This window comes from Mucilaginibacter pankratovii, from assembly GCF_014773265.1.
GTDB classification, from domain to species: Bacteria; Bacteroidota; Bacteroidia; order Sphingobacteriales; family Sphingobacteriaceae; genus Mucilaginibacter; species Mucilaginibacter pankratovii.
This window is the reverse complement of the sequence record NZ_JACWMY010000003.1, coordinates 470,173-496,252: the sequence shown is the minus strand read 5'-3', so window position 1 is coordinate 496,252 and position 26,080 is coordinate 470,173. Positions and strand designations below refer to the sequence as shown.

The window sequence follows — 26,080 nt, the reverse complement described above, 5'->3', positions numbered from 1 at the left end:
AGCTAAGCTGATTTTGCAAATTTAAGTAAAATACGCTGTAACGAGTACACTAAGAAAGAAGAGGCAATATATTTAGAATCAGTCTAAACTAATCCCAGTTCAACGCACCTTTTTTTATGATGTAGATAAAGCCCGCCAATAACGTGGCCATGAAGATGAACATCTCTATCAGCCCATCTTTACCCAACTCACGGAAGTTAACCGCCCAGGGGTACATAAAAATCACTTCCACATCAAACAGCACAAATAGAATGGCCACCAGGAAGTATTTGATCGACATTGGCGTACGCGCGTTACCAATAACTTCTATACCCGATTCAAACGGGGTAAGCTTATCTTTAGTTACGCGTTTTGGCCCAATTTTGTGGGTAACAAACATGGTAGTAACCACAAAACCAAGCGCCACCAGCATCTGGAATATGATTGGAAGAAAATCAACCGGTAAACTTTTTAATTCCATGCTGCAAATATACAAATGAGCAGATAATAAAAAAGCCCCTTTTTGCAAGGGGCTTGTATTTTAATTGGGGAAAAGGATTACTTGCCTTTGGATGCACCGCCTTTACGGGCAAAATATGCGGTTGCCTGCTTGTTGGTAGGATCTGCTTCCCTCGCCTTGGTAAAGTTCTCAGCCGCCTTAGCATCATCTTTCTCTTTGTACTCGTAGTAAGTACCTAAGTAAGCGTAAGCCGCTGCCAAACTTTTGTTTTCAGCTTCTGTACGAGTAGCTTTAGCGCTTACTACCTGTATATACTGCTCGTAGTATGGCTTAGCCAGGCCTTTAATATTGTTCCTGTCTGCGTCTTTAGAATCGGCAACATAGGCACGGTATAAAATTACCGGGGCAACCGGGCTGGTAGCTTTTTGCGATATGTAGCTGAAAGCTGAATCTGCCTTTGTTAATAAGGTAGTATCTGGCTTAGTAGCATCAAATGCAAAGTAGTAGCTCATACCTTCGCGCAGGTAATCGTTAAGGGTACCTTTACGAGATTTGCTTAAGTATGTACGGTAAGCATCGCCTGCCTTTTCGTATTTCTTTTGAGCAAATAACGATTTGCCGATTTCTGAGTAAACATCTGCCTGGGTGGTATCCAAAGCATACGCTTTTTGCAATGAACCGATACCTAATGAATCTTGTGCAGAAGCGATCTGCGCACGACCAAGGTAAAGGTAATCACGTGCTATGATACGTTTAGGGTCAGCTTTGGTTATCCAGATATTACCAGCTGCTATTGCAGCAGGATAATCTTTATTTTCTGTTGATGAATACATCAAATAACGCTGAACCTTTAAGTTTTTTGAGGTTTTCGCCAACTCAGTTGCAACAGTTTGCAAAGTTTTCCAATCACCGCTGTACACCAGGAAGTCGGCATAACGTAATTGTGATTCCTCCGACATATCTGTCAGCGCTAAATATTTACGATACTGTTCAGTAGCTTCTTTAACTTTAACCGATGCCATTTTAGGGTCGGATAAAGCCCAGCGTACATCTGTTTCAGCCCATTCGCGGTAAGCAGGGCCGTAGTTAGGGTCGATAGCTAAAGCAGCCTTAAACTCTGCTTCAGACATATCAAAGTTATTGGCAAACTTCCAGATAACGCCGGTTGCAACTTTAGCGCCGGCCAGCTTTGGATCTATAGACAATGCAGCCTGGTAGTTACTCAACGCCTCGGTGTTTTTAGATTGTGTGCGGTAAGCATCACCCAAAGCCAACAATACATCAACATCTTTAGGGTTCAGCGCTTTTGCTTTATTTAAAATAGCAATTGCTGCTTCTGCATCAGCAGGGGCTACCCTGTCGTTTACCGGTGCAGCTAAATAGCCACGGCCCACGTAAGCGTAAGGCTTGCTGTTTTTACCAGCCAATGCAACTGCCTGGTTAAAGTTTGTTGTAGCGGTTGCTCTATCTTTATCAGCAAATGCAGCAACACCCAATCCAGCGTAGTTTAAAGCCGATTTTGGGTTTACCGCAATACCTTTATTGAATACGGTTTTTGCAGAATCTGTATAGTCCTGCAGAATATAAACCCAACCCAGGTAAAAGAAATTCTCATCTTTAGTAGCCTGTGTAACGGTCAAATTCTTAAGCATCGATTTAGCTTTCTGGTACTGTTCCGCATCTATCGCCTTCCTTGCATCTTCCAAACTTTGCGCAAAAACCGATGAGCCCACCAGCATCAGTGCTAATATTAGTTTACTTATTTTACTGATCATTTTCATCTTAGTTTCGTAATTAAATATAGTTCTTAGTGTGTAATGTTTATTTCCCTCGTCGGGATAGAATCGGGCAGCAGGCCCGATTTTAGTATTATTCTTTGTCCGCGCTCGCTTTTTAAAAATGACGCAAACCCGGCTCCTAATCCTTTTCTGCCGGTGCAATCAACTATATACAGCGATCTGCTAAGCGGATACGTATGTTGGACGAGTGTGGTCTGCGAAGGTTTAAAGTACGCGCCGGGCGCCTTCTTGTTGGTATCGTCCTTAACGCCCACTATCTTTACTTTCGCAACCGCATCCGCGTAATCTTTATCCGGGTCATTAAGCCATGCAAATCCTGTTATGCCAATTGCATTAGGATGTTCGCTTACATACTTTATAACTTCCTTATTTGACTTTAACGCGTAGATATTCTTCTGCGTAAAATCCTTGTTTCCTGATAGCTGCTTCAAATACCTTACCAAACTTGAGTTGGGGTTATCAAAAACAATGCTTTTATCAGTTTTGGCCGTGCCGTTAAGCATGCCAATAATTTCTTTTACCGATGTTAATGTATCGGCCGACTGCTGATTTACAATAATAGTAACCGCGTCTACAGCAAATTTATTTACATCCGGTGCCAATGCGCGCCTTCTTAAAATTCCCGTCTCCGTTGTATCAAGCTCCCGGGATATAATAGCAACCCGCACCTTATCGTTAAGCAGTTGGTTAACCACCTCGCTTTCGGGGATATATTTGATCACCGGTTTCGCATCGGGGTAAAGGGCCCTAAAAACGTATTCCTCTTCACCAACTATAGGCGAAAACGATTCGTCGGCAGCAAAAACTGCGGTGCCCGAAGTAAAGCCGTCTTTAATAACTACTTTTTTATCCTTTTTATTTTCCTCGCAGGCCGAAAACAACAACAAAAGCCCAAAGCTCAGGATCAATAATAAACCTCTATTCTTCATCCTCGGGGCTTTTTCTTAAATAGCGCGAAAAGCGCAATACTGCGTAAATTAAAATTACCGCTCCAAATATCTTGCGTTGGGTTGCCGGTAACTGCAGGGGAAATTTATCCCAAAAAATTATCATTAAACCCAGCACACAAAATCCTGCGAATGCAGCAACTCCTAAAATAAGCAAAAACCGCCTTTTGGGCGATTTTTGCTTTCCATTATCATTTAATAACATTAAACCTTATTCTTCTGAAGCCAGGGCAAACGCTACCGGTACGCTGAACTGTACACGTACAGGGCGGCCGTTTTGAATACCCGGTTTCCATTTTGGAGAGGATTTTAGCGCACGTATTGCTTCTTCATCGCAACCGCTACCTATACCTCTTAACACTTTAATATCAGTTAACGATCCGTCACGTTCAACAACAAAGGTTAAAATTACACGGCCTTGTACGTTGTTCTCTCTTGCAACTGCAGGGTAACGAATAGCTTTTGAAAGATATTTGTTAAACGCATTTTCATCGTTACCAAAGCTTGGCTGTTGCTCTACTGCTGTAAAGATCTGGTTAGGGTTTTCCTCAACCACTTGCTTTACATCCGAGTTACCTACGGGCTCATCAATCCTGATATCGGCATTAGGGTCACCTTTCTGATCTTTCTGACCAGGATCGGCAACTTCCAATTCCTTCATGGTTGGCGGTTCTTTTTCACGCACCTCGTTATCCGGTTTTACTACCGGAGGCGGGAACCGCACCTGGTCGATCTTCGGTTTTGGCGGCTCCGGTGGCGGAGGTGGTGGTTTTTTGGTTTCATCAACCGGCGGAGGTGGAAGCACCACTTCTGTGATCTTCACCTTTTCGTCAGCTTTTGGAATAAAGCCCTCAAGCTTGTTGAGGATTGTTTTAAAGGATATAGCCAAAACAAATACAGCTACGCCAATAATAAGGGCCTTGTTGGTATGACGAGGGTTCTCCTTACGTAATTCGTATGCTCCATAAGCTTTGTTACGGCCTGTAAAAACAACGTCTATCCACTGCTGGTTTAGTATGTCTAATTTTGATCCGAACATTATCTTATAACGTTAATTTACATTTAATAATTGCCATCCCTTTTCAGCAATTCAAGCTCAGGCGGCGTAATATCAACAATTGCATAGGATTGTACGCCGGTTATGTTCATCTCATCAATCGTATCAACTACGTTTTTATAGTTTGATTTATCGCTTGGTTTGATCAACACAAACATGAATTTACCTGTACTTTGTTGAATTTCCCTGCCTTTTTCAATAAGGGTCTTACGCAAGCCATTTTTACCGAAGCCTTCTGTTGTTGGCTGCGATTTGCCCGGCTCGCCAATAAACCATTCCACTTTGTTATTAGCACCTAATAAAAGTGTCATGGAACGGGAGGCCGCCATAGGCATCTGGTCTTTTGTTTGCTCGTCCTTATCAGGCATGGTTAAATCCATTGCCTTAGGTTTTGACAGCGTGGTGGTAAGCATAAAGAAGGTGATGAGCAAGAAGGCCAGATCCACCATCGCGGTTAGATCCACGCGTGTAGAGGCCTTTTTACTTCGTACTTTCCCGCCTTTATGTTTACCCCCGCCGGAGGTATCTAATTCTGCCATTTTTTTACTTATTTAGCCTCAGCTTTCACCGTAGTGATGAGCGAGAACTTGTTAATTTTCTGTTTTTGAAGAACGCCTATCAGTTTCTTGATAGTTGGATATTCCTCTTTGTTATCTCCTTTGATAGAAATACGCAAAGCACGGTTGTGCAAGCTCACCACTACCCGGCGCGATTCACGGATCCAGTCAGACAACTCGTTGTTGGCTGTTGTATCGGTTGGTATACCGGATTGCTGGAAAGCTTTTCTTCCCTCTGCATCCAGATCAAGAAAACCGCCCAATTGCTTTAAAGGCACGCCGAATACCGGCAAACCCGAAAACTTCTCCTGCTGCTCGGCACTGAATTTAATTCCGTACTTATCGCCCATTTGTATGAGCGTTTGTTTGCGTACATCATTACCATCCACAGAGAAGAAAACTTTACCCTGGCCCACAGTTAACATTAACATGTTATCATCAGGGATAGGGATCTCTGTAGTTGCTGCCGGGATATCAACAGGAACGGGGTCCTCTGTTCTTGGCTTAGCTGTTAATATAAAGAAGGTAAGCAGCAGGAAAGCTACGTCGCACATGGCGGTCATATCTATCGAAGTGCTTTTTCTTTGGACTTTTACTCTTGGCATGGTGTAAAGTTAAATATTAAGTGTTACAATTTCAAATAAATTCCAAATTATATTTTGTTATAACGAGGAAACCATCACTTATATTTTACTACCTGCTATTTTTGTGTGATGCAGCGAATGTTTGAACAATGCTGAAACCGGTTTCATCGATAGCGTAAGTAAGCTTATCTATTTTAGATGTAAACAAGTTGTACATAACAATTGATATAGCTGAAGTACCGATACCTAATGCAGTATTGATAAGTGCCTCAGAGATACTGTTTGATAATGCCGATTGGTTTGGAGCACCAGAAGCTGCTAACGCACCGAAGGCCTTGATCATACCGATTACCGTACCTAACAGACCGGTTAATGTACCGATTGATACCAGGGTAGCGATGATGGTAAGGTTTTGCTCTAACATTGGCATTTCTAAAGCTGTTGCTTCTTCGATGTCTTTTTGGATAGCTAAAGTTTTTTGATCTACGTCAAGATTTGGCTCTGCTTCCATTTCTTTGTATTTTTTCAAACCAGATTTGATAACGTTTGCTACCGAACCTTTTTGTTTGTCGCACTCTGCACTTGCAGCATCGATGTTACCGGCGTTAAGGAAAGATTGGATCTTTTTAACGAAAACATCTACGTTACCTGTACCAGAAGCTTTACCAATAACGATTGCCCTCTCGATAGAGAATACAATAACCATTAATAAGTACGACATGATGATAGGTACGATAACACCACCTTTGTGGATGATACCGAAGTAATCGCCAGGGTTAACATCATTTTCAGGATCGCCGCCTTTGTAGTGGCTGCCATCTCCTAATATGAACATGTATATTAACACAGCGACCGCTATACAAATCGGGATGGTCAAAGTTGCAAATGCGCCCGATGCACTTGAGCTTTCATTCTTAACAGGGGTAGTTGGTTTTGTTGGTGCGTTTGCCATTACTTTTAATTTTTAGTTTTCGTTTTGTTTATAATATAAGTTAATAAAAAATGTGTGCGTATTAAGCGAATAACAAAAATAGAATTTAAATGAATTAAAAAAACTTTTTATGTAATTCTTTATAATAATTTAATATAGCCCGCTTAGCGGTTTTGTAAAATGGTAATACATAACGCTATTAAGCCCAAAAATTGTGTTTTTGCCAAATAATATTTTACAATAAAACCCATTTTTTTTAATAATAGCAAGTGTTAGCCTACAAAAAGTGTGTAACTAAACTGATATAGTAGTGTCTAAAGTACAATTACTGCTATGCGCTGTCCGCTAAATGTGTAAAATTAACACATTGAATTAGTGTGTGATAGCTGTAAGGCTATGAGTCAACAGCAACAACAGGCAAGTTGTTTGCTGCAAAATGACATTCATTAAAATCCATCGCTAAAACAAATTAAGCGGATTGCCGGTAAGCTGACAAAACTGCGGGATGTACAAGTTGGTACAAGTTGAAACAAGGCCTATAATAAGGGGAAGCATGGTGTCGCGCCCCTAAGGCCGTGTGCCTACACATAAAATATAGATGAGACACAAAGCGGAAGGCTCTATCCGCCGGCTTTTTTGGCTTTATACCCATCGGTTTGTAACAGGGTGAGCACCTTATCCCTAAAATCACCCTGTATCAATACTTCGCCATCTTTAACAGAGCCGCCTACACCACATTTGGTTTTTAATTTTTTACCGATAGCTTCCAGGTCGGCACCGGTACCAATAAACCCGGATATGCGGGTAACCAACTTATTCCCTTTTATCCTGTCGAGGTATATTTTCAGGTTTTGCTGTTGAGCAGGCAGGGTTTCCAAATCGGCGTTCCCTTCTTCCTGGTATTTAAAATCCGGATCGGTTGAGTACATGATACCGGTAAAGTTTTTCTTTGCCATAAGTAATTAGTCTTTATAGCTATCGCCAACAATGATTTTTAATGCACCGGGTATCACATCCACGGTTAACTCCAGGTCGGCATCCCGGGGTTCGCCATCTAAATGAATAGGGCCCGGCTGGCTGCGTGTAATAGTAATGTGCTTGCCTTTTATGATCTCCACAAACTTAGAGCTATCGGCCGTTTTGGTGAACATACGCAGCCCCATCTCCGGGAAACGGTATAAAGGGAACGGCTTTATCACGCAAACATCCAGCAGCCCATCCTGCACCGAGGCGGTTGGTGATACATGCGCGTTATTGCCATACTGCGATGAATTGGCCATGCTCAGCATAAATGCTTCGCGCTCGTACTTCACACCATCTATATCCAGCTGGTAGGTTTGAGACCTATAATTAGAAATTTCCTGTAACGACGACTTTAGGTAACTAATAAAGCCGCGCTTTACGCTGCCATTAGCAAATACGTGGCTAATGTGGGCATCAAAGCCCATGCCCGCCATATTAAAAAACCATTTGCCGTTCATTTTCCCGGCATCTATTGTAATAACCCGCCCGGCATTGATACTTTTAATAGCACCTTCGGCATTCATCGGTACACTTAAAAAACGGGATAGGCCATTGCCCGATCCGTAAGGTATTACACCTAATATAGTATCCGTCCCGGCAATTGCCGAAGCTACCTCGTTAACCGTACCATCGCCGCCCACGGCTACAATAATATCGTAAAACTTGGCCTGCTCGCGGGCAACATCGCGCGCGTGCTTAACGCCCGTGCTAAAAACGGTTTTGTAGTCAAATAAAGAATGATCGAGGTACTTCTTTATAAGCTCCGGCACACCATCTTTCCTCTTCCCTCCCGATACCGGGTTTATTATAAATAAAGCTTTCCTTTTCAACTATATAGGTTTACAAGCGGCAAAAGTAAATGTATTTTCGGCTTTGTGAAAAATTGTTTTATTTTTGCCCCACGTAAGTGGACTGATTTGATCGTACCGGCCTGCCCGGTACTTATTGCAACCACGTAAAAAAGTGCTAATTCCTGCTTCTCTTTTACAAGTTTCAAATAAATCCATACTTTAGGTTTTAACGTTTATTTTAAAAAAAACATGCCATACTTATTTACATCAGAATCCGTATCGGAAGGGCACCCGGACAAAGTTGCCGATCAGATATCCGACGCTTTAATTGATAATTTCCTGGCTTTCGACCCCGAGTCGAAAGTTGCCTGCGAAACCCTGGTAACAACCGGGCAGGTAATATTAGCCGGCGAGGTTAAATCAAAAGCTTATCTTGATGTACAAAAAATTGCCCGCGAAGTGATCAACAAAATTGGTTACACCAAAGGCGAATATATGTTTGATGGCAGTTCTTGCGGTGTACTTTCGGCTATTCATGAGCAATCTCCTGATATTAACCAGGGTGTTGAGCGTAAAGCACCTGAAGAACAAGGCGCGGGCGACCAGGGTATGATGTTTGGTTACGCTACTGCCGAAACCGATAACTATATGCCGCTTGCTTTGGACATAGCACACGCCTTACTAATAGAGCTTGCAGCTATCCGCCGCGAAAACAGCGAGATCAAATACCTGCGCCCGGATGCGAAATCGCAGGTTACTTTAGAGTATGCCGACGATAACACCCCGCAACGTATTGATGCCATTGTGATATCTACCCAGCATGATGATTTTGACGAAGAAGCGGCAATGCTTAAAAAGATCAACGATGATATCATCAGCATTCTTATCCCGCGTGTAAAAGCTAAATACCCTAAATACGCGCACTTTTTTAACAACGATATTAAGTACCACATAAACCCAACCGGTAAATTTGTTATTGGTGGCCCGCATGGCGATACCGGCTTAACCGGCCGCAAGATCATTGTAGATACCTACGGTGGTAAAGGCGCGCATGGTGGTGGTGCATTCAGCGGTAAAGACCCTTCAAAGGTTGACCGTTCTGCTGCTTACGCTACCCGCCATATTGCAAAAAACCTGGTGGCTGCCGGTGTTTGTACTGAAGTATTGGTGCAGGTATCTTACGCTATTGGTGTTGCCCAGCCAATGGGTATTTACGTAAACACTTACGGTACCGCCAAAGTTGGTTTAAATGATGGCGAGATAGCCAAGAAGGTAGAATCGATATTTAACATGACGCCTTACGCTATCGAAACCCGTTTTAAGCTGCGTAACCCTATTTATAGCGAAACCGCTGCTTATGGCCACTTTGGTAAGCCAAGCATTACAGTCACCAAAACCTTCAACGCGCACGATGGCAGCAAGCTGGAGCGCGAAGTGGAGCTTTTCACTTGGGAAAAGTTAGACTATGTAGATAAAGTAAAAGCTGAATTCGGATTATAATTCCCCTAATAAATTTAATCAATGAAAAGCGGCTGATACTTCGGCCGCTTTTTTTGTATCATCATATTTCACTTGTCATTTAAATGAAAGCACAGAAAACGGTTTCGCCATTATTGGTGGCCTTCGCCTTCTTCAATATTTATGTGGTATGGGGTTCTACCTACCTGGCTGTGATCTTTGGTCTAAAGAGCTTTCCTCCTTTTATATTGGTGGGGCTTCGTTACCTGGTTGCCGGTTTGCTGATGTTGGCATGGTGCAAAATAAAAGGCGAAGAATTGCCCGAGCGAAAACTACTTTGGCGGCATGCGCTTAGCGGAACACTAATGCTAGTTGGCGGCACCGGCGTAATTGCCTGGGCAGAACAATATATCAGCTCGGGCCAGGCTGCTATATTGGTTGCTACCGAACCGTTGATGCTTTTAATAATAGACCGCCAGCGCTGGAAGGAATATTTCTCCAATAAATTTATCGTAAGCGGGCTGATCATCGGCTTTATCGGAATTTTCCTGTTTTTGAAGTTGGGGGTTGCCCCAGCTCACCAATCGCCAATGGCGCTCATTGCCAGTATTGCCGTATTGTTTGGAGCCCTGCTTTGGATCATCGGATCGCTCATTGTTAAAGGTAATACCGGCAAAAGCTCCACAGCGATGAATTCAAGCGTACAATTATTGGCCGCCGGAGTATCGGCCACTATTGTGGCCTTTTGCAAAAGCGAACAGGTTGGCTTCTCTTTCAACAACATCGCGTTTGAAGCCTGGGCGGGGTTGGCGTTCTTAATTGTGATGGGCTCGCTGGTTGCCTACCAATCATTTGTGTGGCTGTTGAGTATTAAGCCGCCGGCCATAATCAGTACGCACACCTACGTAAATCCGGTGGTAGCCGTGTTCTTGGGCTGGCTGTTTATACACGAAAACGTGAATACAGCTCAGCTTTTAAGTCTCATTGTGATCTTAGCAGGGATACTGTTAGTGAACGTGCCGGGCTACTTAAAAAAGGGAAAGCCGGAAATTACAGAAGCCGCATAAATTTTAAATAGCCGGGTAATAAGTAAGGGCATACTATTACCTTTATGGCAATGGAGCACCCAACAGAAAACCCCTGGCAAATAACATCCGAGCAAAATATTTACGATAATCCCTGGATAAACGTTACCGAGTACCAGGTGATCAATCCATCGGGCAACCCTGGCATTTATGGGAAAATCCATTTTAAAAATGTAGCCATAGGTGTTATCCCTCTGGATGCTGATATGAATACTTATTTGGTGGGCCAGTATCGTTTTGTGCTGAACCAATATTGCTGGGAGATCCCCGAAGGCGGTGGGCCCGAAGGCAGCGACCCGCTGGAATCTGCCAAACGGGAGCTTTTGGAAGAAACCGGACTGAAAGCAAACGAATGGACCGAGATACTACAGATGCACCTCTCCAACTCGGTAAGTGATGAACTGAGCATTATTTACCTTGCCCGCGGTTTGGAGCAGCACGAAGCAGAACCCGAAGATACCGAGGACCTATTAGTAAATAAAGTGCCTTTTGAACAGGTTTACCAGATGGTGAATAGCGGCGAGATAACCGATTCGGTAACGGTGGCTGCGGTGCTTAAGATAAAACTGATGCAGTTAGAGAACAGATTATAAGCCAAACATTTAGCATTTTCTCAAAAAAATATAACTTTGCGGCCTTGATGAAAAAGTTTTTAGGCTATTTCCTGTCGCCTCTTGCCAGTATTGCATTTATGGGGATGCTGATCATATTTCAGCCCATACAGTGGATGTGTTATAACTGGGGCGGTTATAAGGCGCATAAGCGGTCGGTGGATATTCTCAACTTCTTTTTGGTTGGCACCTACTACATTTTGTTCAACCCGGTTAAATTTACCAACAAACAAAACCTGCCACTTGGCCGCTCTATTATTTTTATTGCCAACCACCAAAGCGATTTCGACATCCCGCCGATGATCTACTTTTTGCGGAAATACCATGCAAAGTTTGTATCTAAGGTAGAACTTACCAAGGGCGTGCCATCTATATCCTACAACCTAAAGGTAGGCGGTGGTGCTAATATCGACCGTAACGACCCACGCCAGGCAATCACCGAACTGGTAAAGTTTGGCATCAGGATGAAGGAGAATAAATGGTCGGCTATGATATTCCCCGAAGGAACACGCTCTAAGGATGGCAAAGTAAAAACCTTCCAGGCTGCAGGCGTGGCCGCGTTGTTAAAGAAATGCCCCGATGCGTTATTAGTACCGGTAGCTATAATAGATTCATGGAAGATGCGCCGCTACGGGCTTTATCCGCTTAATACCTTCACTCCAATGAGTTGGACAGTGCTCGAACCCATCGAACCAGGCAAAGCACCTGTTGATGAACTGGTGAAAGAAATTGAGGATAGGATAAGGGTAGTAGTGGAGGGATAAAACAGTTTGGCATTTTTTGCAAACCCGCCTCTGTTGCATGCAAGTGTCCCACTTTGCATGTGCGGGACAGCGAAACATATTAAATATTGATTACCAGTGTTTTATATTATTTGGCGGGACACTTTGGGACATCCCTGCTCTTGACATAAACGACATAACCTACTGGTCTATAGATTTTTATCCGAAACTTGCCGTCGCAGCGATTTTTTAATGAGTGGGACACTTCAATAAACAATAGAGCCCAAAGCTTTAATTCAAATCACTCGCCGTAAAGGTATTCCCCTGGCTTACATCGCCCGTTTCAAAGCCTTTTTTAAACCAAAACATACGCTGGGCACTGCTGCCGTGGGTAAAGGAATCGGGCGTAACCTGCCCCTGGTATTTCTGCTGCAGGCGGTCGTCACCTATCTGGTTTGCGGCGTTAAGGGCTTCTTCTATATCCCCGGGGTCAAGCACATTCTTCATATTCTTTTCGTAATGTGCCCAAATACCGGCATAAAAATCTGCCTGTAATTCCAGCTTTACCGATAATTTATTATACTCTTCTTCGCTTAATTGCTGGCGCGCCTGCTCCATTTTAGCGCTAAGGCCGAGCAGATCCTGTACGTGGTGGCCAACTTCGTGGGCAATTACGTAGGCTTGTGCAAAATCTCCGGAGGCGCCGAATTTATTGGACAGCTCATCAAAAAAAGAAACATCGAGATATACCTTTTGGTCCCCAGGGCAGTAGAACGGTCCGCTTTGTGAGGATGCTTGTCCGCAGGCAGTATTTACGCCCTCGGTAAAAGAATGCATTACCGTTGGCTGATACGTTTTACCCATATCATTAAAAAGCTTTGTCCACACATCTTCGGTATCTGCCAGTACCACACGTGCAAATTTTTCCTGTTTACTATCGGGCGCAGTTGATTCGGTATTGGATTGTTGTGCATTCTGGCCCTGGTTAAGGATCTGTGAAGGGTCTACTCCTGTAAAAAAGTAGATAGCAGCAGCAATTAAACCTAATACGCCACCGCCTACAGCCATACCACGGCCGCCACTGCTGCCTTTTTCAAAATTATCGCTTTCGCGCCTGCCAAACCATTGCATAATTTTTCGAATTTATTTTAGGAGTAACGCCGGGAGGATATTAAATGTTTTGTTTTATTAGAAGGTTAAAGCTGATATGATTTTATGTTAAAAGGTTTTAAAGCTGTATTTGCTAAGCAACATTACAACCTTAAAACCTTTCAACTTTCAAACAAAATTATCGCTCCAGCTTCGGGATCCTCGCGGGTGCATCCTTGCCGGCAACTATCGAGCGTGAGCTTAAGGCGATTGCCCTGATGGTTGCTACGATATTGCTTACATCCATGCTGCTGAATTCATCTTTAACCGAGTGATAGAGCTTATCGGTATCAATCTGGTCGGTAGAGATGGTGTGGGCTGGTACGCCCAAAGCTGCTAACGTTGCGTTATCGCTGCGGTAGAACAGATTTTGCGCAGGGTATGGGTCCGGGTAGAATTTAAAGGCGGTGCCTTCCAAATTGCTCTGGAGGATCTTCCCAAAATCAGAACGCTCGTAGCCGGTAATAAATGCCGAATTCTCGCCAAATTTGGAAGCCTTGCCTATCATCTCAATGTTAAACATAGCCACAACCTGGTCGGGGTTCATTTGTTTAGAGAAATATTGTGAACCAAAACCACCAATTTCTTCCGCGGTAAAGGCCACAAAAATGAGCGTTCGCTCGTTGTTATTCAGTTTTTTGTAATACTTGGCCAGTTCGATAACCGCGGTGGTACCAGATGCATCGTCATCCGCGCCGTTGGCAATGCTATCGCCATCCATCGGTTTAATAATCCCCAGGTGATCGTAATGACCGGAGAATACCACGTACTCGTTTGGCTTTGATTTACCCGGGATCATCCCTGCAACGTTAAACAACGGTTTTTCTTCGGTTTTTGCCTCGTAAGTAACCGATAAAGATTTTACATCATCAATACCCGCTATTACAAATACAACAGGTTTTTCTGTGTCACCGGCGCCTTTAAAGGATGTTCCCCCGCGTTTTGCGCGGGCAGCAACCCGTTTAAACATAGCTGCGTAGCTGGTATCCAGCAATGCAACAGTGTTTTTTCCGCTCTTTAGCAAAGCCTGGTATTCGGCACCAAAGTTTTTACCGGCCGCAATCTTTACAACCTCTACGCCATCAAGGCTGCTCCAGTTGAAAGAGCCTGATCCGCTGATGGCAAACTTATCGGCAGGCACATCCGCGCCATTGATGGTAAGCTTTGAACTAACCGGCGTGGTGCGCAGCATGCTAAAGTTTTGACGAAAGCCTGTCGCGCCTGCAAGCGGTTTAATGCCTGCTGCCTTAAACTCGCCTTCTATAAAAGTTGCGGCTTTATCAATACCCGGCGTAAATGTGCCGCGGCCCTGCATGTCATCGGCGCTGAGGGTTTTAATGATGCGTTCCACATCATCGGTTTTAATAAAGTCTTCAACCTTTTTATTATAACCAGTTTGCTGGCTATAACCAAGTGCCGGTATTAATGCTAAGGCAGCAACTGCCGCGTACAGTTTAATTTTCATGTTTATTTTACTTTTGATGATAACCACTTATCGCGGAAATCCTGTTGTTCTTTTGTTAATTGTTTACCTGCTTTTTCTAAGGTTACCACTTCATAGTTAGGGTTTTCCTCTAAAGTGATCACGGTTTGGTGTTCGCCCGCGCGGTTTTTAAAGCTTACGGCGATCTTGTCGCCCGGTTTTTTATTGGCCAATGCCTCGGTAAAAGCGGCGGCATCTTTAATATCCCTGCCATCGGCTTTGGTGATAATATCGCCGGCATCAATACCCGCTTTATAAATTGGCGTACCTGCTGTTGTGTTCGATAGTATGGCAAAGCCATCCCCGTCGCCTGTACGCGCCTGCCCGCTTCTGCCACGGCCGCCCGCGCCGCCTGTTGGACCAGCCCAGCCTTTACCCGGCTGTACGCGCTGTAATACCAAACCTGCTTTAGCCAGTAATGCTTCGTAGTTGTTCTTTTCGGTACCGTTGATGTAGCGTTTAAAGAAATCCGCAGCAAATTTTGCGTTTTTGGTTACGGTTGCCAGGTCGCTTTGCAGATCGGTGATGGTGTAAGGCTTCATCACTTTACCGCGCGACAGCCAAACCTGGCGCATATAATCATCAAGCGTTAAGTTAAACTCGCTGCGCAGGCGCAGATCTAAGGCCAAAGCCGTTGCACCGCCATAAGTGTAATAGCTGGTGAACATATTGGTTTGGTTGTTCGGGTCGATAGATACGCCGGCATCGGCAAATACCGCATAGCGACTTGCCTCAGCAGGAGAATATTTTGCCGCTCCGGGCGTGTTAACCGCCTGGTTTACCAAACCGGCAATGGTGCGGGTGTAATCATCCACACTATGGATGCCTGCGCGGGCAAGTACCAGCTCGCCGTAATATTGGGTAAAACCTTCGGCGAACCAAAGCTCGCTGCTCATGTTGGCATGCGTAAAGTTAAATGGCTCTAATGATTTTGGGCGGATGCGCTTTACGTTCCAGCTGTGGAAAAACTCATGGGAAAAAGTGCCTATCAGCCTGCTTTCCAAACCTTCTACTTTTGGCGCGGGCTGCACAATAATAGTAGAGTTGCGGTGCTCCATACCATCGCCTGATGTGGTAGGATGTACATCCTGCAAAAAGGTGTATTCGCCGTTATCGTAAACCGGGAGTTCGCCAAAAACGGCTTTTTCTTCCAGCACCATTCTCTGCACCATTTTGGCAAAATTATCAATCACCGCCTGGCTATCGTCCGAGTGTGTGCTTATGTTGATCTTCTCGGGCTTGCCGTTGTTATCAACCGTCCAGCTGTTTATTTTATAGGCAGATAGCTCGGTTGGGCTATCCATCAGGTATTGCAGATCGGGCGCGCTGTAAACATTATCGCCCTCGCTTTTTAGTTGGGTTGCTACCTTCCAGCCGTATTTGTCGGCATCATTAAACTGCACTCTTATTGGTCGGTCGGTTTGCCCTTCGGCCCACATAATGGTGGCGGGCATGTTTAAATGCGCGTGGCTGGCATCGATGCTGGCGTAGGTTCCGTCCGTCCAGTTACCAAAAAGGGTATAACTTATTTTTACGGTTTCGCTTGTTACCTGTACCTCATACAGATCGCCTTCCAGCTGTTTAACGGTAAGCGGCGCGTTATCTGCCCCGGTGGCTTTTAAGTTGTATATGTTTTTACCAAACTCGTGCGTGGCATAACGGCCCGGAGATGAGCGGCTCATGTGCACTTTTAGCGAACCCGCCGGCGCTTGCGGAATGGTTAACAAGATCTCGGCCTCGTGGTGTACCGCATTGGGGAACGAGATAGTATAATAAATGGCCTTTTGCTTTTGGGCAAATGCCGAAGCGGCCAGGAGCGAAGCCGCCGCAAGCGTAAATAATTTTTTCATTGATCAGTGTATTACGGCGCTGAAATTAAGATTTAATCGGTAAATGTTTTCTATCAATTTTATTACGCTTCGCGAGTGAATGGTGAGTAGAGAGTTGTGAGTGGTTCGCTCCGTCTTACCAAAACCTTTGGTAAGCCCGCTAATCGTAACTATGCCGACCAAAATCATAATCCGACTGTGCCGTGATGATGCGCTTTCGCCGTTCCACGTCGGCATCCAGGTTATGGTCGTAAGTGCTGTCAGTAACAGCAATATCCCGGTCTTTATCTTTATCAGCGAAATGGATATTCGCCTCCGCTATTTTTGCGATAGCTGTATCGTAAGGCCCTTTTGGCGACATTAGTTTCACGAAAACCGGTAAACACTCGAACAGGATAAACAAATACCCGATAAAGGAGATAGCCAGATAAGTATCCAAATCGCGGCTTCCATCTACATTATAACCCAGCTGCCCTAAGGCCCAGTTTCGGTCGGCAAAACCGGCCACGTTAGAGAGGCTATCCAGTTGCTTTTCGTTAAACAGCCGGGTGCTGTTAACTCCCTCGTAATCTTTGCGCTGGCTTAAATAATTATCCATCTGCCCCAGGTTGTCAGTCACCGTTTTTAAGCGCTCTTCCTTTTCTTTAAGCACCTGCTCTTTTTGTTTTGCATAGGTGCCGTAGCCGGTAATGCCCGATGTTTGGTTGGTTTTATCCCCAAAAACCTCCTGGTTAAGCTGGTACCGCGATCGGTTGATATCGCGTTCTAACGAGTCCTTTTCCTTCTTCAGATCGGTGTTTTTACCCATTTCCTGGGCGTACTTTTGCTGGTAGGTTTTCTGCAGCGAATCTATCTTGGTGTGCTGTCCCTTCAGGTAAGCGGTTTTTAATTTCTGGCGAATTTCTTTATCAAAGATCTTCAGTTCCAGCGGGCGCGATATAACTATGCCTATCATTATCGCCAATAAAATACGCGGGGATGCCTGTAATATTTGCTGGTTGGTGCTGCCTTCTTTATTAATACTCGATACGATATATCTATCCATATTAAATATGGCGGTGCCCCACAAAAGCCCGAAAAGTATAGCGAAGCCAACGGCAAATGCATCGCCGCTGAATACGAAATACATGGCATAACCGCCTGATAAAGAGGCGAATAATGCAGTGAAAAATATAGTTGCCCCAATACCTACATACTTATTATGCTCGATAGGGTATTTCTTTAAAGTATCTATATGTGCTCCGGAACAGAACCAAAAAAACCGGTTAATTTTCTTCATTTAAGCAGCTATTGTAATAATATACAATTATATATGAAACGCCCGAGGGTGCTTATTGTTACAAAACAGGGACAATTATTTGATACGGAAAAAACATACCTTTGGCTTATAATTACATTTAAGATGAAAGAAATAAGCGTACAGGAACTAAAACAGAAGTTAGATAGCGGCGAAGATTTTCAACTGATAGACGTTCGGGAAGATTTTGAATACGAAACTTCCAACCTGGGTGGCAAGCATATCCCGCTGGGCGGCATTCTGATAGAGGCCGACCAGGTAGCTAAAGATAAACCGGTTGTTATTATGTGCCGAAGCGGTAAACGCAGTTCGGTAGCTTTGCACCAGTTAGAGGCACAAGGCTACACCAACCTGTATAATTTGCAGGGTGGCATTTTAGCCTGGCAGGCAGAGATTGACCCTACTATAAGCGTATACTAATATGGGTAAGAAAATAGCGCTCAACGTAGTTTACAACCTGGGTATTTTTGTGGCCCTGATGATAGGCTATTGGGGTATTGAGCACGCGCAATACGCTTATTTATTGGGTGCGGTATTTATCGCTGCTGTATTCATCTCCCTGAAAATAAAGCTGATAAAAGAAGTAAAAAATACTACAGGGAAACAGTAACACCCGCTCCCGATGTTAAAATAAATGCCCGGTTTACGTAACAAAGCCGGGCATTTAAATTCTAATACCAAAACATTCTCAAACCTTACATTAATCTTAAACTATCATGTTTTTAGCAATTGTTGGCGTTATTATACTTTTTGTAGGTGTAATGTTAAAACGCTCGCCCCAGCCGGCCGGCCGTTTTGGTGGCCTTGTTAGCGTTGTTGGTGGTGCCATAGCCGTACTGGGGCTGGTGTTATCCTCTGTTAAGGTGATCGATTCCGGCCGTGTGGGTGTACAGGTATTGTTTGGCAAGGTACAGCCTGATGTATTGGAAAGCGGGCTGCATTTTGTAAACCCATTGGTAGAAATTACCAATTTTGATGTACGTACGCAGAATTATACCATGAGCGCCCAGCATAACGAAGGCGATATATCGGGTGATGATGCGATACGGGTGTTATCATCTGACGGACTGGAAGTTACTGTAGATCTTACCGTATTGTTTAACGTACGCTCGGCAAAGGCCCCTTTTATTTTACAGAGCATTGGGCCAGATTATGTTAATAACATTGTACGCGCCGTTGCAAGAACCGCCATACGTGATAACGCCGTAAATTACGCCGCGGTAGACCTTTACTCGGTAAAAAGGCAGGAGTTTCAAAACAGGATAAACCGCACTATTGCCGCCAGTTTTACCAAACGCGGGCTGGAACTGGAGCAGATCCTTATCCGTAATATCTCTTTGCCATCATCTGTTAAAGCCAGTATCGAATCGAAGATAAACGCCGAGCAGGAAGCGCAGAAAATGACCTTCGTGCTGCAGAAAGAGCGCCAGGAAGCCGACCGTAAACGTGTGGAAGCACAGGGTATTGCCGATTACCAAAAGATCCTTTCTACCGGCTTATCTGATAAACAATTACAGTACGAAAGCATCAAAGCGCAAAAGGAAATTGCCCTGTCGCCGAATGCTAAGGTGATCATCCTGGGTAATAACAAGGGGACACCGATATTGCTGAGTGATAAATAATTACAACTACTAATTTCACGAATCAGACGGATTTTACGAATTAATTTAGTTCGCAGAATTCGCCTTTTTTTGTTGCGGTTAGGTGCTTATTCGAAGTATTTAGCATACTTGGCCGGGATACCTTTTATCGGTTTGATCATAATATCCTTATAGTAAACTTCTGCGGCTTCGCTTTGTAGTTGGAGCTTGCCGTGAGTGAGGGGTTTTATTACGTCGCCATCTTTGTAGCGGGAGTTTTTTAACGCCATAACTACCTGCCCGTTAACAATATGCAGGCTTCTGTCGCCATAGGTGATCAGTTCAATTTGGTTCCATTCGCCGATGGCTTTATCCATTTTTTTACCTGCCTCGCAGAAGCCACCGTTGCCGGTTGCTCCGCCAAGTGGCGTCCATTTGCCTTGTGTGCTAAACTTATAACTACTGTCTTTCACAGCTTTAGCATCTGCTTGCGAGCTGGCTTGCGACCAGTAATCGCCCGAGCTGTTTTCCACCACCTGGAACTCCTGGCTCAGCATCCAGGTACGGAACCACTCTACACCGTTTTTACCTTGCGAATGATATAGTAAACCACTGTCTTTCAGCTCATCCAGCCTTGGCACCCATTTCTTTTGGCCCCAACGGAATTTCAGTTTAAGGTGGTAATTGGCAAAATCCTGTTTGGTAAAAATGCAGCCATAGATCTCCCCGGTAATTTTGAGTACCGGCTGCCCGTTCTCCATTACAACCGAAAACACATTATTCTTATTTACATTGTATCCAATTGGCTGTATTTTAACACCATTACTATCAACAGGAGGCTTGCCGTTATAGCCAACTTTGTGGTAAAAGCTTTGGTAAGTTTCCCATTTGGAGAGGTTTTTATCCAACAAATTTGTCCACTCTGGTTTTGGCAGAAACGATGTGGTAAGCAGGAAAACAAGGCAGCAAAGGCAGGCAAATAATTTTTTCATATGCGGTTTATCGTTCACTAATATATTGAAACAAAATGGGGGTAACTAATACAAAATATACCAAAAATGTGCAAAATCACTGTCGAAAATCTCCTTGTTTTTACCATTTTGATCAACAAAACGGTCGTTTTTCATCAATAATTCAGCACTAATCCAACTGATAATTTATAGCCTTTCCGGTCTACCTCATTGAGTTGGGTTTTGTCGGATCCGCCGGAGGCTAAAAACAATTCGTCTATCCCTTCCCCGGTTTGCCCTGTAAAGTAGCCGCCGCCCAAATTTACAGCGATGCTTTTGGTGATGTTATAAGCCACCGACGCGTCGGCAGCAATGCCGTAGCCTTTCGCAGTATGCCGGTAGCTCACCGGGTGCTGAAAGGTTGGGATCAGGTTCCAGTCGGCTTTGGCGTTGTAGTCGGCCTGGTGGTAGGCGAGGGTGGCCGTGGCGGTAAGTTTTTTTGAAAGCTTTAAACCCGCTATAGCTTTTACGAACGCCCCCTTCCAATCGGTATCGTAGGTACTGTTCAGGTCGGCATACTGGCCGCTCCTGTCCAGCAGGTGGAGCGATTGCTTACTGGCACTGTATCCACCGTAAGGTGTAAGAGAGAAGGTTTCTTTATCAATGAGCTTATACCCAAGGCCGACAGCCAAATCCCGTGTAAAACCTTTGTCCGCATCAAATAATTGATCGTAAGCGGGGTTGGTGCGGTTGTCGCCGCTGTAGTCGTTATCCCTCACGGCGCCTGATTTTATGGAGACCCGTTGATACCCGCCTATCAGCATCAGCTTATTCCAAAAATTCCATTGCAGTGCTGCGGCTACCGATTGCCCACCAACCTTTTTCCACTGCAGTTCCGAATATATATTGGGGTTTTGTCCATCCAGGTTACCCGCTATCGACCATTTCAGATCTTCCCGCTGGTAGCCTGTGGAGATGTCGAGCTGTAGTTTTTTTTGCAAAGATTGCGCCTGCAGCAAGGTGGTGCTCAATAAAACACAAAGGCAGGTAACAAAAAGTCTTCTCATCAAGGTAAAATAAAACAGCCTGCCCACTGGTTAAGAAGGCAGGCTGTAATTTAGGACTTTTTTTATTGGTTTTGTTTACGGTTTGTCCCATAGCCAATGTCCGCTCGCCAAGTTGACTCACCCCCCCGGGTGCGCTCCGCTGCCCGACCCTCTCTACCTGCGGTAAAGAAGGTGAGTTCGATAGCCTCACCCTGCCCTCTCCAAAGGAGAGGGTTCTATTTTCTTTACCCTCTCTGCTTCGCAAAGAGGGTCGACGGGCGGAGCCTCGTCGGGATGAGTAAACTCTTGACGCAGCAAATGAACTTTACTGGTTCACCCCAAAAGCTTCCCAACCCGCAGCAGTTGCCCGGGTGCAGGTCATGGCTTGTGTGCCATTCTCGCTGGAAATGAATTTGCCGTTGTTGCCTCTGAAGGTAACCTTGCCGTCTGCTGTTGGCACCCAATCAAATTTCTCCCAATCGCCAATGGTAGCGCGGTTACAGGTGATGGCCTGCGTGCCGTTCTCAGAGGATACATATTTGTTCATGCTGCGTAAAGCTACCTTACCGCCGCCTGCGTCAACCACGGTGAATTGCTCCCAGGTAGATGCTACCGTGCTGGTGCAGGTCATGGCCTGGGTGCCGTTCTGGCCATTCACATATTTGTTATTGAAGCCTTTTAAGGTCACTGTTTGCCCGATAGGCGCGGTAGAGCCTGTTCCGCCGCTGATGCTATAGACCCTTACGTAATCTACATACATATTAGCGGGCAACGCGCCGTTGTTAATGGTGTTGCCGGGCAGGTCGCCTCCTACCGCAAGGTTCAGGATCAGGAAGAAAGGCAGCTGAAACTCTTCGGTACTGTTGATGTTGTTTTGAATATTCCCGGTGTGGAACAGCGTACCATCCACATACCATTTAATGCTGTTTGCATCCCATTCTACCGCATATAAATGATAACCGGTAACATTCACCGGTGTGTTGCCGCCGTAGTAAACGTGGCCGTTATTGTTCCAGTGCATGGTACCCAGCGTAACATTGCTGGTGTTGGTTTGCTCCATAATATCTATCTCGCCGCATTGTGGCCAGCCTACCGAGCCGATATTGGTACCCAGCATCCAGAATGCCGGCCAGCTACCCTGGAAAGCGGGGAGTTTGATACTCGCCTCGATGCGGCCATATTTTACCGAGAACTTACCCGAGGTGGTGAGCTTACCCGAAGTATAAGGTTGCCCGCCCATGCTTTGGTTTTTGGCCGTGATAACCAGGTTGCCCCCTGTTACCGCCACGTTCCCGGTTGAGTAATACTCCTTCTCATTGTTTACGTTGGGGTTGCCTACATCTATACCCCATTTGCTGCCGTCTACACCGGTGCCGTTAAACTCATCCTGCCAAACCAGGGTGAGGGCGCGGGGAGTAGTAGTGGCGGTAGCGATTGCAGCTTTTTCATCGGCCGGCGCTTTTACATCCTTTTTACAGGAGATCATCGCAACGCTGATAGCCAGTACCAGTCCGGCTCCTTTCAGAAAGTTTAATAATTGCTTTTTCATTATGTTGGTATTTGTGGTTAATTGGTTTTTGTGTTGGTAGCGATAGCGATGGGTTTGAAACCTGCATACTTGAACCTTTAAAACAACACGGCATGCCGAATTTATTTCGGCACCCCATCTGCATGGTAGCCTACTCAACAGGGCGGTTAGCATATCGGCTACCTGTCCTGTGGGGTCCTGAAACAAGTTCAGGATGACGTTATTTATATTTTTATTTAGCGATGGGTTTAAAACCCATCGCTATGGATTACAGCTTACTGGTTCACCCCAAAAGCTTCCCATCCCGATGCGGTTGCGCGGGTACAGGTCATGGCCTGGGTGCCGTTCTCGCTGCTTATGAACTTGCCGTTGTTACCGCGGATGGTTATTTTACCATCCGTTGTTGGTACCCAATCAAATTTCTCCCAATCGCCAATGGTGGCGCGGTTACAGGTGATGGCTTGCGTGCCGTTTTCTGATGATACGTATTTGTTCATGGCACGAAGGGCTATTTTACCTGCGCCCGCATCCACCACGGTAAATTGCTCCCAGGTAGATGCTACTGCGCTGTTACAAGTCATAGCTTGTGTGCCGTTCTGGCTGTTTACATATTGGTTATTAAAGCCTTTCAGGGTGATGGTTTGCCCGATAGGCGCGCCGCTGCCTGTGCCTCCGCCCGGTGTGCCGCTCCATTTAAAGGTTACTACCGCGCCTGCAGCCAGGGTGTAAGTAAAGGATTCTGAACCCCATTTTACTTTGAAGCTGGTGCTGCTGCCGCCGCTGTTTGATGCGATGAGCACTTTGGTACCGTCGCTGTTACGGAACGCCACGTTTTGGATGCTGCCCGCTATGTTAGAGGCAATACGTACCGCGCCCGGCCTTACCGCTTTTGATGCATGGGCAATAATGTAATAACCTACGTTACGGCTAATGGATGTACCGCTTACCGTAATAGCGCCAAGGCAGGTGCTGCAGCCGCCTGCGGTATGCGGGTTGTTGTTAGGATCGGCAGCGAGGTTCCACTCCAGTACGTTGCGGCTCCAGTTACGGGTAGCGCCTATGATGAGGGTGTTGATGTGCCAGCCCAAATCGCCGCCAAAGTTGCTTGGTGCGCCCACCCATTGCTCGGTAAAGTAAACGTTTTTGTTAGGGTATGCGTTGTGTACAGTTGTTAACGCGCTGATATCGCCTGCGTAAAGGTGAAACGCAGAACCATCTACATATCCGCCTGCCTGGCCTACTACCGTGGTGGCGTAACTTGGCACATCGGCATTATGATCGTATGCGATAATTTTGGTGGTGATGCCGGCTGCGGCAAATTGCGGACCCAGGTGGTTGTTGATAAACGTTACCTGCTCATTGGCCTGCATTACCATGCTGGGATTATTGTAGGGATTAAGTGGCTCGTTTTGCGGTGTAACGGCATCTATGCGGATGCCCTGCGCTTGCATAGCCTGTATATATTTTACAAAGTACTTAGCATAGGCAGCGTAATAAGCGGTGTTTAAGCTGCCACCGGTATAGCCGTTGTTGCCGGTGGTGTTCACCTTCATCCAGGTTGGGGCCGTCCAGGGGGTGGCTATAATTTTGATGTTAGGGTTAATGACCAGGATCTTTTTCAGGATAGGCAGGAAATCGGTGTTCTCCTGTGCCAGGCTAAAGTTGTTCATGTTTACATCGCCCGCGGTTTGGTTATAGGTAAAATCTGACGAGCTAAGATCTGATGCGCCAATGCTTACACGCAGGTAACTAACGCCTATTTGCCCGTTACCTGTGCCAAACAACTCGTTGAGCACGCTGGCCTGGTTGCCTCCCAAGCCGTTTAGCAGGCTTGCGCTGCCGCCGGTAAGGGTATAGCCAAAGCCATCGATGCCCTGGTAGGTGGTACCTTCATCAACCGTAATGGTATTTGGGTTGGTGCCGGCATCTGCCGCGAAGTTTACGCTGCCCTGCGCCAAAAGGCTGCTTTGATTGGAGGTAGTAAGCCAGGTGGTAACCGCGCTGGTGGCGTTTCGCGGTTCGGTAGTGGTTGTTTTTGCGCCATCGATGCTTTGCGTGCGGGCATCTTTTTTACACGCATTTACCAGCAGCGCCAGTGTAATAAACACCGTTGCCAGTAACTTAATTTTGTAGGTGATCTTCATAATTTTTGTATTTGATTGGTTATTAATTGGTTTGCTGTATTGGTAAATGATACAACCGTAATTGCCTGCAAGCCATTAACTTTTATGTAAACCAAAAGCACGCAAATACCCGCAGGCATTTATGGCATATTGGTGTTCTCCAGGAAATAGGCAGATGCCGGTATAATCGGTTAACGCAAATTTAAAGTAATTTTCACGTTACAAACAAGCGCTTTATAATATAAATAACTGATAATTAGCCATTTATATGAATTTTGATACGCTTGCCTCACAGGGGTAAAACAGCAAAAAGCCGCTTTAAAGGGTTTAAAGCGGCTTTTAAAAAAATAAAAAAATAGTTGCGATACGCTTCCCTCACAGCTTACCTTTTAAGCAATATAGCTATGGGGAGTAAGCGGATTGGAGATTGAGTATAAAAGACACTACTCAACAAAGCGTCATTGCGAGGTACGAAGCAATCTCTACGCAGGATAAGCGATCTGCATAGCGGACCTTCCTATCGGGAGATTGCTTCGTACCTCGCAATGACGCCTGGGTTTAGTTAATTAAACTTACCACCTGTCCCAAAACGCTGGCGGCTCGATGCCGAGGGCGCGGAGGTATACAAACCCCTGCCCGCGGTGGTGTATCTCATTATCTATCAAATAGAGGATCGTATCAACTACTGTATTTTCATACTGCCCAAAGGCCTTTACTTGATCGTAAAAATGGTCGGCAGGTATTTGTGGCCAAAGCGTATCAAGTTGGGTGGTTACCTCGTCCCAGGCGGCAAGCAGCCCGGCTTTGGTTTTGATCTCTACTTCGTTGTTAAAGTGTTCTAACTCGGGCCTGGTTGTCCAACTGCCGGTTACAATACCGTTGATGCCGCCGCTTGCCAGGCCTATCATTTCCTTTGCAAGCTGATCGTATGGGCGCATCCCGCCGATAGAAAATTCAAAAAGCTCCTTTTCGGGGAAGGATTCTAATGCTTTACGGCTTAGTTTACGATGCCCCTGCCAGTGTTTTAACAGCGCATCGGCAGTGACTACGGTTACATCGGTGTTGGTGGTTGCAATGCTTTGGTTTTCCAT

Annotated in this window: 25 protein-coding genes; 7 read left to right on the top strand and 18 right to left on the bottom strand. The window is 45.3% G+C overall.

Annotated elements, in window-relative coordinates; translation table 11 throughout:
• Positions 1-88: 88 nt before the first annotated feature.
• From IDJ77_RS07925 to IDJ77_RS07885, 9 genes are all read right to left on the bottom strand, one after another.
• Positions 89-460, bottom strand: coding sequence for an NADH-quinone oxidoreductase subunit A (locus tag IDJ77_RS07925; protein WP_191188401.1), 372 nt, complete (start codon positions 458-460; stop codon positions 89-91).
• Between the two features lie 77 nt (positions 461-537).
• A complete protein-coding gene (locus IDJ77_RS07920) occupies positions 538-2,220 on the bottom strand; it encodes a tetratricopeptide repeat protein (protein ID WP_191188400.1) in 1,683 nt (560 codons plus the stop codon).
• Positions 2,221-2,246: 26 nt separating this feature from the next.
• A complete protein-coding gene (locus IDJ77_RS07915; protein WP_191188399.1) occupies positions 2,247-3,167 on the bottom strand; it encodes a PstS family phosphate ABC transporter substrate-binding protein in 921 nt (306 codons plus the stop codon).
• 229 nt (positions 3,168-3,396) lie between these two features.
• Positions 3,397-4,224, bottom strand: a complete 828-nt coding sequence (locus tag IDJ77_RS07910; RefSeq protein ID WP_191188398.1) for an energy transducer TonB — start codon at positions 4,222-4,224, stop codon at positions 3,397-3,399.
• A gap of 23 nt (positions 4,225-4,247) precedes the next feature.
• Entirely contained in the window at positions 4,248-4,781 is a 534-nt protein-coding gene (locus IDJ77_RS07905) for an ExbD/TolR family protein (RefSeq protein WP_191188397.1), read from the bottom strand.
• Between the two features lie 8 nt (positions 4,782-4,789).
• Positions 4,790-5,404, bottom strand: coding sequence for an ExbD/TolR family protein (locus tag IDJ77_RS07900; RefSeq protein ID WP_191188396.1), 615 nt, complete (start codon positions 5,402-5,404; stop codon positions 4,790-4,792).
• Positions 5,405-5,492: 88 nt separating this feature from the next.
• Positions 5,493-6,335 (bottom strand): MotA/TolQ/ExbB proton channel family protein, encoded by an 843-nt coding sequence (locus IDJ77_RS07895; RefSeq protein WP_191188395.1) that lies wholly within the window; start codon positions 6,333-6,335, stop codon positions 5,493-5,495.
• Positions 6,336-6,934: 599 nt separating this feature from the next.
• Positions 6,935-7,270, bottom strand: a complete 336-nt coding sequence (locus tag IDJ77_RS07890; RefSeq protein WP_191188394.1) for a translation initiation factor — start codon at positions 7,268-7,270, stop codon at positions 6,935-6,937.
• A gap of 6 nt (positions 7,271-7,276) precedes the next feature.
• Complete coding sequence (locus IDJ77_RS07885; RefSeq protein WP_191188393.1) at positions 7,277-8,167, bottom strand: diacylglycerol/lipid kinase family protein; 891 nt, start codon at positions 8,165-8,167, stop codon at positions 7,277-7,279.
• A 210-nt stretch (positions 8,168-8,377) separates the two neighbouring features.
• Between IDJ77_RS07885 and metK the strand changes: the two genes are divergently transcribed.
• The 4 genes from metK to IDJ77_RS07865 all read left to right on the top strand — a co-directional run bounded on the left by metK (position 8,378) and on the right by IDJ77_RS07865 (position 12,046).
• Positions 8,378-9,628: a methionine adenosyltransferase gene (gene metK / locus IDJ77_RS07880; protein WP_191188392.1), complete on the top strand. Its 1,251-nt coding sequence runs from the start codon at positions 8,378-8,380 to the stop codon at positions 9,626-9,628.
• An 83-nt stretch (positions 9,629-9,711) separates the two neighbouring features.
• Positions 9,712-10,653 carry an EamA family transporter gene (locus tag IDJ77_RS07875; protein WP_191188391.1) on the top strand — a complete coding sequence of 314 codons (942 nt, stop codon included), beginning with the start codon at positions 9,712-9,714 and terminating at the stop codon, positions 10,651-10,653.
• Positions 10,654-10,703: 50 nt separating this feature from the next.
• A complete protein-coding gene (locus IDJ77_RS07870) occupies positions 10,704-11,264 on the top strand; it encodes an NUDIX domain-containing protein (protein WP_191188390.1) in 561 nt (186 codons plus the stop codon).
• 47 nt (positions 11,265-11,311) lie between these two features.
• Positions 11,312-12,046 carry a lysophospholipid acyltransferase family protein gene (locus IDJ77_RS07865; protein ID WP_191188389.1) on the top strand — a complete coding sequence of 245 codons (735 nt, stop codon included), beginning with the start codon at positions 11,312-11,314 and terminating at the stop codon, positions 12,044-12,046.
• 249 nt (positions 12,047-12,295) lie between these two features.
• Here IDJ77_RS07865 and ypfJ read toward each other — a convergent pair whose 3' ends face one another.
• The 4 genes from ypfJ to IDJ77_RS07845 all read right to left on the bottom strand — a co-directional run bounded on the left by ypfJ (position 12,296) and on the right by IDJ77_RS07845 (position 17,744).
• Positions 12,296-13,135 carry a KPN_02809 family neutral zinc metallopeptidase gene (gene ypfJ, locus IDJ77_RS07860; protein ID WP_191188388.1) on the bottom strand — a complete coding sequence of 280 codons (840 nt, stop codon included), beginning with the start codon at positions 13,133-13,135 and terminating at the stop codon, positions 12,296-12,298.
• A 157-nt stretch (positions 13,136-13,292) separates the two neighbouring features.
• Entirely contained in the window at positions 13,293-14,618 is a 1,326-nt protein-coding gene (locus IDJ77_RS07855; RefSeq protein WP_191188387.1) for a M20/M25/M40 family metallo-hydrolase, read from the bottom strand.
• A 2-nt stretch (positions 14,619-14,620) separates the two neighbouring features.
• Complete coding sequence (locus IDJ77_RS07850; RefSeq protein WP_191188386.1) at positions 14,621-16,486, bottom strand: M61 family metallopeptidase; 1,866 nt, start codon at positions 16,484-16,486, stop codon at positions 14,621-14,623.
• A gap of 139 nt (positions 16,487-16,625) precedes the next feature.
• On the bottom strand, positions 16,626-17,744 hold the full coding sequence (locus tag IDJ77_RS07845) for a DUF4407 domain-containing protein (protein WP_191188385.1): 1,119 nt from the start codon (positions 17,742-17,744) through the stop codon (positions 16,626-16,628).
• Positions 17,745-17,867: 123 nt separating this feature from the next.
• Here IDJ77_RS07845 and IDJ77_RS07840 point away from each other — a divergent pair, with 123 nt between their 5' ends.
• From IDJ77_RS07840 to IDJ77_RS07830, 3 genes are all read left to right on the top strand, one after another.
• Positions 17,868-18,182, top strand: coding sequence for a rhodanese-like domain-containing protein (locus IDJ77_RS07840; RefSeq protein ID WP_191188384.1), 315 nt, complete (start codon positions 17,868-17,870; stop codon positions 18,180-18,182).
• Position 18,183: 1 nt separating this feature from the next.
• Positions 18,184-18,372: a DUF6358 family protein gene (locus IDJ77_RS07835; RefSeq protein ID WP_191188383.1), complete on the top strand. Its 189-nt coding sequence runs from the start codon at positions 18,184-18,186 to the stop codon at positions 18,370-18,372.
• Positions 18,373-18,478: 106 nt separating this feature from the next.
• Positions 18,479-19,384 carry a prohibitin family protein gene (locus IDJ77_RS07830; protein ID WP_191188382.1) on the top strand — a complete coding sequence of 302 codons (906 nt, stop codon included), beginning with the start codon at positions 18,479-18,481 and terminating at the stop codon, positions 19,382-19,384.
• Positions 19,385-19,470: 86 nt separating this feature from the next.
• Here IDJ77_RS07830 and IDJ77_RS07825 read toward each other — a convergent pair whose 3' ends face one another.
• The 5 genes from IDJ77_RS07825 to IDJ77_RS07805 all read right to left on the bottom strand — a co-directional run bounded on the left by IDJ77_RS07825 (position 19,471) and on the right by IDJ77_RS07805 (position 26,080).
• Entirely contained in the window at positions 19,471-20,334 is an 864-nt protein-coding gene (locus IDJ77_RS07825) for a 3-keto-disaccharide hydrolase (protein WP_191188381.1), read from the bottom strand.
• A 134-nt stretch (positions 20,335-20,468) separates the two neighbouring features.
• A complete protein-coding gene (locus IDJ77_RS07820) occupies positions 20,469-21,359 on the bottom strand; it encodes a hypothetical protein (protein WP_191188380.1) in 891 nt (296 codons plus the stop codon).
• 304 nt (positions 21,360-21,663) lie between these two features.
• Positions 21,664-22,887: a family 16 glycosylhydrolase gene (locus tag IDJ77_RS07815; protein WP_191188379.1), complete on the bottom strand. Its 1,224-nt coding sequence runs from the start codon at positions 22,885-22,887 to the stop codon at positions 21,664-21,666.
• Positions 22,888-23,141: 254 nt separating this feature from the next.
• Positions 23,142-25,010, bottom strand: coding sequence for a glycoside hydrolase family 30 beta sandwich domain-containing protein (locus tag IDJ77_RS07810; RefSeq protein WP_191188378.1), 1,869 nt, complete (start codon positions 25,008-25,010; stop codon positions 23,142-23,144).
• Between the two features lie 551 nt (positions 25,011-25,561).
• Positions 25,562-26,080, bottom strand: a complete 519-nt coding sequence (locus tag IDJ77_RS07805; protein WP_191188377.1) for a DinB family protein — start codon at positions 26,078-26,080, stop codon at positions 25,562-25,564.